Origin of the sequence: Candidatus Ichthyocystis sparus, from assembly GCF_900078745.1 — a bacterium.
Classification (GTDB): domain Bacteria; phylum Pseudomonadota; class Gammaproteobacteria; order Burkholderiales; family 2013Ark19i; genus Ichthyocystis; species Ichthyocystis sparus.
This window is the reverse complement of sequence record NZ_FKII01000069.1, coordinates 1-2,995: the sequence shown is the minus strand read 5'-3', so window position 1 is coordinate 2,995 and position 2,995 is coordinate 1. Positions and strand designations below refer to the sequence as shown.

The following is a 2,995-nucleotide window of genomic DNA, read 5'->3' as shown; positions in this document are numbered from 1 at the left end:
TTGCCTTAGGTAATAATTCAGATCGAGATGATAGCTCAGACTTAAGTTGCGAAATAGAAACGGCCGAAGAATGAGTAAGATCAATAATACTACTTCCTGAATCCTTAGCCCCAATAGTAAATTTAATGCCACTTTTTGATGTCTTGCACTCACTTATCGCAAGTTTTTTCGCACGTCCTTTATTTACTTGAGAAATTGAAAATGCCGCTACAGGAATACCAGCAACATCGAGTACTCTAACAAAATCCCCACAATTAACATCACTCAATGATACATTTTCTAATTTGGAAAAAAATCTATCAACTACTTCATCCCACCACAAATTAAACACAGACTCTGCTACCTCATGAATGGCAGAATCTAGTCTTGATATAAAATCTAGTAACTCACTTCCACTCAATGGCACTAGCCCGCAATCAGAGGAACTTGATAATACTCTAATACTATCAAGAGCACGTATAAAGTCAGGACGGTACTTAGCATGATACATACAAACAGACCTATAGATAAACCTAGATAGATGCAGTTCCCTATATGTTTTGCACCAAATAGCTTTCCCGGCAACCGAAAGTTCACTATTATTAAGAGTCGATAAGACGTAATTGAGTATCGAACGCGAGAAAGACATTCTGGCAGATCTACGAATTTCGAAAAAGAGCCTATAAACTAGTTTAGCACTATCAGGATTAAACTTAAAACCCAACAAATCAACACATTGATCAGAAGAAGATGTATCACCAAAATCTCCAACAAAAGACAACAAAGCTAATTCGTAAGATGTACCGGCGGAACCACCCAATGGCAACGAAGATCTTAATTGTGACTCAGATTGATTATGCTCACTAGGTAACAACTCGGGATTAGACTGATGTGGTAATGATTGAGAACTAGAAGAGGAAGAATTAGCAATGCCTGTAACATTTGATGCTGTACATTTACCTGAGTCTTTATTTTTTCCACGAAATGAGGAGCCTGTTAACATTACCGATAATGCTAACTGAGGAATACCGGCAATGTCGAGGACATCAATAAAATCTTTACAACTAACAGCATTAAAGGATGACCTTTCTAGAGAAACGGAAACTTCATTCCAACAAGAGTTAAAAATAGACTTCACCTCACTACGGATAACACATTCTAGTTTCAATAAAAAATCTAGCAACTTATCTCCAACTAGAGGCACTACATTGCGATCAGCGGAATCAGACAATACTCTAATGCTAGGAAGAGCACGTATAAAACCAGGGCAATGCTTATAATAGTACTCACCAAGGCACTTGAATACAAAACTATTTTCACACATCTCCCTACAAGTCCGATACCAAATGGCTCGTCCTGTCGCAGTGAGTTTGTCACTCACGCTTGGTGGAAGTTGTTTGTTTATAGTATTATTGTAAATACGCCTAGCGAATACATGAATTTTAAAAAAGAGGTTTACAATTACTCGAGCACTCTCAGGAAGCAATGTAACACCTAGTGAATTCAAAATTCTACTATTAGAAGGAGAAAAAGTAGAAGAACGAGCAAGACCAATAGTACCACTTCCTGACGTCTCTACTTTATCTGTCGCACGTTTTCGATATTTTCCTTTATCATATCTTTGAAAATTTGAAAGTGCTACCACAGGAACACCAACAACACTGATGATTTCAATAAAATCTTCACAACTAACAGTACTAAATGCTCCATATTCCAGTTTAGAAAAAAATCCATTGGCTACTCCATCCCACTCAGAGTTAAACATAGATTCCACTGACTCACGAATAGAACAATCTAGTTTCGATAAAAAATCTAGTAGCCCAACTCCACTCAATGGCACTAGAGTAGTATCAGATGAACTTGACAATACTCGAATATTATCCAGAGCACGTATAAAATTAGGATAATACCTGTAATGATACGTACAAAAGAACTTACACATAAATTTAGACAGATGCAGTTCCTTATATGTTTTTAACCAAATAGCTTTCCCAAGCACCGTAAGTTTACTATTCAATACCGTTGAAATATAACCAGGAATAGAATGTGCGAAAGAAATTTTGGCAAATTTACGAATGTCATAAAGGAGATTACGAATAAATCTAGCACTATCAGAATGTAACTTAACATCAAGCAAATCAACACACTCAACAGAAAACGAAACACTAGAGGAGGAAAGAAAAACCGCAGAATAAGCTAGAGTACTCGTCTCAGAAAAAACATGTGGTATCAAAACAGTAGGACGAACAACCTCTACACCTGTCTCATCATGAGTAGAAATAGGAACACAAACACCATCTTTACCCTTGCGTCTTTTTATTTCTGCCGCAGACGAACCAAGAGAAGATCCAGCATCATAATCTCCAACAGAACTCGCATGACCCTTATTTTTTTTCGCATATCTTACAGCTTCTGACATTGCTGATGATGCTAATTGAGGAATACCCGCAATTTCTAGTACATCAACAAAATCTTTACAACTAATAGAATTCAAGGTCTCTTCTTCCATAGCAACAGAAACCTCACTCCAATTAGAGTTAAAAACAGACTTTACATTACTATGGATAGCACAATCTAGTCTCGATAAAAAATCTAACAACCTATCTCCAGTTAATAGCAATGCACTACTGTCAGTGGAATCTAATAGCTCTCTGATTCTGCGGAGATCACCTATAAAGTTAGGGCGGTGCTTAGAATGGTATTCACCAATACACCTGGATACAAAACCAACCTCACACATTGCCTTATAAGTAAAGTACCAAATAGCTCGTCCAGCCACGCTAAGTTTGTCACTGACGCCTGGTGGTAGTTGCTTGACTACTATAATCTTGTAAGTATGCATGGCTAATGCATTCATTTCATAAAAGAGATTTTCAATTATTTGAGCACTCTCAGGAGGTAACTCAACACCCAATGAACTCAAAACATCCAAATCAACAGTAAAGGCTGAAGAAGAAACAGCAACAGAAGCACTATGTTTTTGCACAGAAGCTTTACGTACACCCTCAGTACTCAC

The 2,995-nt window shown here is 37.3% G+C and carries 1 protein-coding gene; it reads right to left on the bottom strand.

From position 1 onward, the window contains the following. On the bottom strand, positions 1–2,995 hold a 2,995-nt coding region (locus A6733_RS09060; protein WP_176696790.1), incomplete at both ends, for a hypothetical protein.